Below are 6,204 nucleotides of genomic sequence, written 5' to 3' on the forward strand. Positions count from 1 at the left end.
AAAATCATCAATCTTTATAAAATTTTCTTTGATTTCATAAGCTTTTAAAGTTTGCAATTTTTCACCAATTTTCACTATGCGATAACTTTTATCTATATGCCTTAAAGCTTCTATGACAAAATCATTCATATCAGTAATGATAGCATTTGTATTTTTACCCGTAAATTCAAAATAAATTTTAGCTTCATAAGATTTATAAGATTTTTCTGATAATACTTCAAAGCATAAAATTCTATTATTTTTAAGCACTTTTATATTTAAAATTTTTACATTTGCAAAATATTTTTTTAACATAAAATCAAATGGTGCATTATAGTTTCTAGCTTGAAATTTTTCTTGATAAATTCCACTTTTTGAACGTGTTAAATCAATAATAAAACTTTGATGATCTAAACTAATTTCTAATAAATTATCATCTAAGCGTTTTAAATAATTTAATCTCTTAAAGGACTGAAAATAATCTTTTATTTGTATTAAATCTGTATATTTCATACTAAGTATTATAAAATATTTTAATAAAAATTTGTGAGGTTTTATGGATAAAAAAATTTCTTACCCTTGTGTAATTTTATGCGGTGGAAAATCTTCTCGTATGAAAAGAGATAAAAGTTTGCTAGAAATTGATGGAAAAAGCTTAGCTTTGTATCAATATGAAAAACTAAGTTATATTTTTAAAGACGTTTTTATAAGTACTAAAAATGATAAATTTAATAATAAAAATATCAAGCTTATTTTAGATGATTCTTCGGTGTATTCTCCCTTAATAGCGCTAAATTCTATTTTAAAAAAATTTCAAAACACTTATGTATTTATCATCAGCGTCGATACCCCAAATATATCACATAAAACCCTATGGTATCTTTTTGAAAAACTTCAAAATCAAAAAATACTTTTAGCTAGCACCACAAATCATAAACACTATTTATGTGGATTTTATCACGGAAATAATTACAATACCTCTTTAGAATTTTTAAAAGAAAATAACCATAAATTAGCATTTTTTTGCGAAAAAATAGGTGCAGAATTTATACATTTTAGCAATGAAAACGAATTTATAAATTTAAATTATTATGATGATTATAAAAAATGGCTTCATAGCGTAAAAAAATTTACTTAAAATAAATTTTTACGCTATTTATATTTTAGAGTAAGAAAAAAGCAATAGCGCTTCCTAAGATTAAAAGCGATCCATTAAAAAATATAAACGTAGGTATGCAAGTATCTTTTATATGATCACCTTGTCCGTCTGCATTTAACCCTACACTTATACCAAGAGTTGTTTCACTAGCAGGAGATCCAGCATCACCTAAAGCACCTGCAACACCTATAATAAAAACTATTGCAGCAGGAGAAAAACCAAGCTCTAAGCATATTGGACAAAATAAAGCTGCTATAATTGGAATAGTCCCAAACGAACTCCCTATACCCATAGTAATTAAAAGCCCTATTAGCAACATAATAAAAATAGCCATTAAATAGCTTTTTTCCATAAATGGCACACTAATTTTAACCAAATCAGCTATACCTCCACTTTGTTTTAAAACTTCGCCATAACCAGAAGCTACTAACATAACAAAAGCAATATAACCCATAATCTTAAGACCATCATCAAAGATTAAATTTACTTTGTTATATTCAACGCCACCTAATATCACCATCAAAACAAATCCTAAAAGCCCAGACAAAGGTAAATTATGTGTTAAAATTTGCAAGATTAGTGTAAGAGCTAAACCAATCAATACACCCCATTCTCTTTTACCCATACTTAAATTCTCAAAATCTATTTTAGCAATTTGCTCTTCTTTATACTCTCTAGGTTTAGCATAAAAAACAAATACTGCTAAAAATAAACCAACAAGCATACAAATAACCGCAAAAATCATAGTTTCAGATACATCGTTTAAATTAACTTGAACTCCATTAGAATTTAAATTTTCTACAAGTAAAGTTTGAAAAATAAGTCCAAAACCTAAAGGAAGGACCATATAAGGAGTAGTAAGACCAAAAGTTAAAGCACAAGCAATCGCCCTACGATCGATTTTTAATTTGTTAAAAATTTTCAATAAAGGAGGTATTAACAAAGGTATAAAAGCCACGTGAATAGGTATTAAATTTTGTGAAAAACAAGCAATCAAAGCTAAAGAAAGTATAAGTAAATACTTCTTTTGTGATATACATTTAGAAACAATTTTAATTAAATATGAAGTAAGATTAGTTTTAGAAATAGCAGCAGCAACTGCTCCAAGTAAAATATAACTTAGTGCAGTTTGCAAATTTCCTTGCATACCATCAATTAAAATTTGCATAGATTTCATCATAGCTTGAGGTAAATTTGTAAAAAAATTTGACAAATCTAAATGCTCAATATTCATAAATTGAGACCAAACTCCAACTAAAATACCACTTAGCAAAACGCTTAGTAAAACATTAAATCTAAAAAAACACAAAAGTGTCATCACAATAACACCAACAAATACAGGATTAAATAAAAGCATATTTTTCCTTAGAAATTAAAGATTTCACATTGTAAATAAAATTTATAAATAATTATTTAAGTTTAAAAAATTTAGACAAAAATTGTAGAATAAAACATAATTTTTACTTTAATAAAGGATTAATAATGCGAAGTGATGCCATCAAAAAAGGACATTTAAAAGCACCAAATCGTTCTTTACTTCGAGCATGTGGTCTAAATGATGATGATTTTAATAAACCTTTCATCGGGGTTGCAAATAGCTATATAGACATCATTCCTGGACATTTTTTTTTAAATGATTATGCAAAAATTATAAAAGATGAAATTCGAAAAAATGGGTGTGTTCCTTTTGAATTTAATACCATAGGCGTAGATGATGGGATTGCTATGGGGCATAAAGGAATGCTATATTCTTTACCTAGTCGGGAACTGATTGCAAATTCTATAGAAACTATAATGAATGCTCATCAATTAGATGCTTTAATTTGTATTCCAAATTGCGACAAAATAACTCCTGGAATGCTAATGGGAGCACTAAGGGTTAATGTGCCCACTATTTTTGTAAGTGGCGGTCCTATGAAAGCTGGGGTTGATAAATATGGTAAAAAAATTAGTTTAAGTTCGGTTTTTGAAGCTGTAGGAGCATATGAAGCTAAAAAAATCAATGCAGATGATTTAAAAGATATAGAATGTTCAGCTTGCCCTGGTGGAGGATCTTGCTCTGGAATGTTTACTGCAAATTCTATGAATACCTTATGTGAAGCTATGGGTATAGCATTAAAAGGTAATGGGACTATACTAGCTTTAAGCAAGGAAAGAGAAGAACTTTTAAGAAAAACTGCAAGAAGAATTTGTGAAATTGCATTAGATGAACAATTTAAAATTCGAAATATCATTAACAAAAAATCTATAAAAAATGCTCTCATTGTTGATATGGCTATGGGCGGAAGCTCAAATACAATATTGCATATGCTTGCAATTGCTTATGAAGCGGGCGTGAAATTAGATATTAAAGAATTAAACAACATTAGTGCAAATATTGCTCACATAGCTAAAATAGCTCCTTCTTTAAACACCATTTATATGGAAGATATACATAAAGCTGGTGGCGTTAGTGCTGTAATGGCAGAATTAATAAACAATAAAAATCATATCTTAGAACTTGATACTATAAATATTTTAGGACAAACTTTACGAGAAAGTATCCAAAATGCTAAAATCCAAGATGAAACTATAATTAGAAAATTAGATAATGCTTATTCTAATGTCGGAGGACTTGCAGTATTATTTGGAAATATTGCAAAGCAAGGTTGTGTTATAAAAACGGCTGGATTAACAGGAGGGAGAAAATTTAAAGGCAAAGCAATTTGTTTTAACTCTCAAGATGAAGCGATAAAAGGTATTATCAAAGGTAAAGTTAAAAAGGGTAATGTGTGTGTTATACGTTATGAAGGTCCAAAAGGAGGTCCTGGTATGCAAGAAATGCTTAGTCCTACATCGCTTCTAATGGGAATGGGGCTTGGAGCTGATGTTGCATTAATTACAGATGGTAGATTTAGCGGTGCTACAAGAGGATTTAGCATAGGTCATATTTCTCCAGAAGCAGCAGAAGGTGGTTTAATAGCACTTTTAGAAGATGGAGATGAAATTGAAATCGACGTTGATTCTTACACTATAGAAGCAATTTTAAGTGATGAACAAATCAATATAAGAAAAGAAAAATTTAAAATGCCTAAAAAAGATATAAATTCAAGATGGCTAAAAATGTATCAAAAACTTGTTAGCAATGCTAGTAAAGGAGCTGTATTAAACATAGATAATTAAAAGTGGCCGGGAGAAAGGGATTCGAACCCCTGGAGGTGTTACCCTCAACGGTTTTCAAGACCGCCGCTTTCGACCACTCAGCCATCTCCCGTAATTTCTTAAGATATTAATCAAGTTCGCACTCTTGGAGGCGACATCCGGATTCGAACCGGAGATCAAGGCTTTGCAGGCCCATGCCTTACCGCTTGGCTATGTCGCCTTGAGTTACCAAATTTAAAGTGGTGCCCGAGGCCGGACTTGAACCGGCACGGAAGAAAAATTCCGAGGGATTTTAAGTCCCTTGTGTCTACCAATTCCACCACCCGGGCGGGTGATTTATGGAGCGGGAAACGAGATTCGAACTCGCGACCCCAACCTTGGCAAGGTTGTGCTCTACCCCTGAGCTATTCCCGCATTAAATTTAAAATCGTAATTGTATAATCATAAAGCTTAAATTTTTATAAAAAATATTTTAGCAAATTGACATAAATAATAAATCTTTGATAGTGTTAAATTTGCAAGAATTTAAAATTTAAGCCACCTAATGTTCTTAAAAAATTTTGAATTTTAAAGCTAAATTTAGCACTTTACTTAAAAAATTATTAAATTTTTAATGAAATTTATAATAAAATTTAAATTAAGAAATTTATTCTCAAAAATTTTTAGCAAAACCTAAAGATAATACAATGTAATTGATAATATTCACAAAAATATTGATAAATATTTTTTGATAAAAGACTATGATAAAAAGCTAAAAAATTATCAAAAATGAAGATTAATTAAAATATTTCTTAAAAAATAACGTAATCTTATTTAATATATTTTTATTTAATATTAAAAAAAAAAAAAATAAAATTTAGCTGTATTTAAATATATACGAGGAGAAAACATGGATAAAAATAGGAGTGTAACTTCTAAACTTACTCTTATGGTTGGTGTTGCAATTGTTCTAATTATCATAGTTGCAAACATTGTCAGTTATTATGATGCTAAAGAAAGCACTTATAAGTTAATCTCTCAAAATCAAAACGAGATTGTTGATGGTGTTACAAAAACTTTTGATACTTATGCAACTAACAAAAAGCAAATGATAGAATCATTGGCTCAGGAATTACAACGTAATGAAAATATGAGTATAGAGCAAATCACTTCATTATTAAGAGCTTTTGCACAAGCAGGTAGATTTGAACTTATCTATATGGGTTATGAACACAATGGATATTTGTATCAATCTGATAGTGAGTTATTAACACCTCAAAAAGATAACTATGATGCAAGAACAAGACCTTGGTATAAAAAAGCAAAAAATCAAGGAGGTATTATAGTAACAGAGCCTTATAAATCTTTTCAATCTGGAGCTATTGAATTAACCTATGCAGCACCAGTTTATGGCAAAACAGGGAAGCTTATTGGTATTGTGGGAGGAGACTATGATATTAAGAAAGATGTTCTTGGAGAATCAAATCAAAACTCTCTTACCTTTGCTGCAGTATATGATGAAAAAGGTAATATTTTATTTCACTCTGATATAAATAGAGTTTTAACTACTACCACGCTTAGCAAAAATATAACCCATGCGCTTAATTCAGATCCAAGTATTTTAGATAAAGATGCTGTTTTTCATACAAAAAATGAACAAGGCGTTGAACAAGCTGTAGTATGTAATAAAGCTTCAGATCCTTCTTATCGGGTATGTTCAATAGTCCCTAGCTCATTTTATACCCAACCTATTAATGCAATTTTACTAAAACAAATAACTATAGGAATTGTTGCTATTGTTATCGTTCTTATCTTTTTACGTCTGTTAATAATCAAAAGCCTCTCCCCAATCCAAAAAATCCAAACAGGCTTAAATTCATTCTTTGATTTCATCAATCATAAAACAAAAGATTCTGCTATGATTAATGTTAATACCAATGATGAAT

At 29.5% G+C, this 6,204-nt stretch carries 5 protein-coding genes and 4 tRNA genes; 3 read left to right on the top strand and 6 right to left on the bottom strand.

Going from position 1 to position 6,204, the window contains the following annotated elements; translation table 11 throughout:
- Positions 1–492: NFACT family protein (locus QZ429_RS07200; protein ID WP_291953261.1), on the bottom strand; the 492-nt coding region annotated here is incomplete at its 3' end.
- A 43-nt stretch (positions 493–535) separates the two neighbouring features.
- Between QZ429_RS07200 and QZ429_RS07205 the strand changes: the two genes are divergently transcribed.
- On the top strand, positions 536–1,117 hold the full coding sequence (locus QZ429_RS07205; RefSeq protein WP_291953263.1) for an NTP transferase domain-containing protein: 582 nt from the start codon (positions 536–538) through the stop codon (positions 1,115–1,117).
- A gap of 25 nt (positions 1,118–1,142) precedes the next feature.
- Here the strand turns inward: QZ429_RS07205 and QZ429_RS07210 are convergent, their stop codons facing one another.
- The gene (locus QZ429_RS07210; protein WP_291953264.1) at positions 1,143–2,495 is read right to left on the bottom strand and encodes a Na+/H+ antiporter NhaC family protein; all 1,353 of its coding nucleotides are present in this window, start codon (positions 2,493–2,495) and stop codon (positions 1,143–1,145) included.
- Between the two features lie 125 nt (positions 2,496–2,620).
- On the opposite strand from QZ429_RS07210, the gene ilvD reads away from it, so the two are divergent.
- The gene (gene ilvD, locus QZ429_RS07215; RefSeq protein WP_291953266.1) at positions 2,621–4,300 is read left to right on the top strand and encodes a dihydroxy-acid dehydratase; all 1,680 of its coding nucleotides are present in this window, start codon (positions 2,621–2,623) and stop codon (positions 4,298–4,300) included.
- Between the two features lie 3 nt (positions 4,301–4,303).
- On the opposite strand, the gene QZ429_RS07220 is transcribed toward ilvD, so the two are convergent.
- The 4 genes from QZ429_RS07220 to QZ429_RS07235 all read right to left on the bottom strand — a co-directional run bounded on the left by QZ429_RS07220 (position 4,304) and on the right by QZ429_RS07235 (position 4,693).
- Positions 4,304–4,391, bottom strand: a tRNA-Ser gene (locus QZ429_RS07220).
- A 34-nt stretch (positions 4,392–4,425) separates the two neighbouring features.
- Positions 4,426–4,499, bottom strand: a tRNA-Cys gene (locus QZ429_RS07225).
- 20 nt (positions 4,500–4,519) lie between these two features.
- Positions 4,520–4,608 (bottom strand) — tRNA-Leu (locus tag QZ429_RS07230).
- Positions 4,609–4,618: 10 nt separating this feature from the next.
- Positions 4,619–4,693: transfer RNA gene (locus QZ429_RS07235), tRNA-Gly, on the bottom strand.
- 475 nt (positions 4,694–5,168) lie between these two features.
- On the opposite strand from QZ429_RS07235, the gene QZ429_RS07240 reads away from it, so the two are divergent.
- Positions 5,169–6,204: PDC sensor domain-containing protein (locus QZ429_RS07240; RefSeq protein ID WP_291953268.1), on the top strand; the 1,036-nt coding region annotated here is incomplete at its 3' end.

The organism is Campylobacter sp. (assembly GCF_020024835.1).
Taxonomy (GTDB): Bacteria; Campylobacterota; Campylobacteria; order Campylobacterales; family Campylobacteraceae; genus Campylobacter_D.

What these genes read in the sequence shown, in the direction of transcription:
- QZ429_RS07210 (WP_291953264.1), bottom strand. Translation starts at nt 2,495, where the DNA reads ATGCTTTTATTTAATCCTGTATTTGTTGGTGTTATTGTGATGACACTT.
- QZ429_RS07205 (WP_291953263.1), top strand. Translation starts at nt 536, where the DNA reads ATGGATAAAAAAATTTCTTACCCTTGTGTAATTTTATGCGGTGGAAAA.
- ilvD (WP_291953266.1), top strand. Translation starts at nt 2,621, where the DNA reads ATGCGAAGTGATGCCATCAAAAAAGGACATTTAAAAGCACCAAATCGT.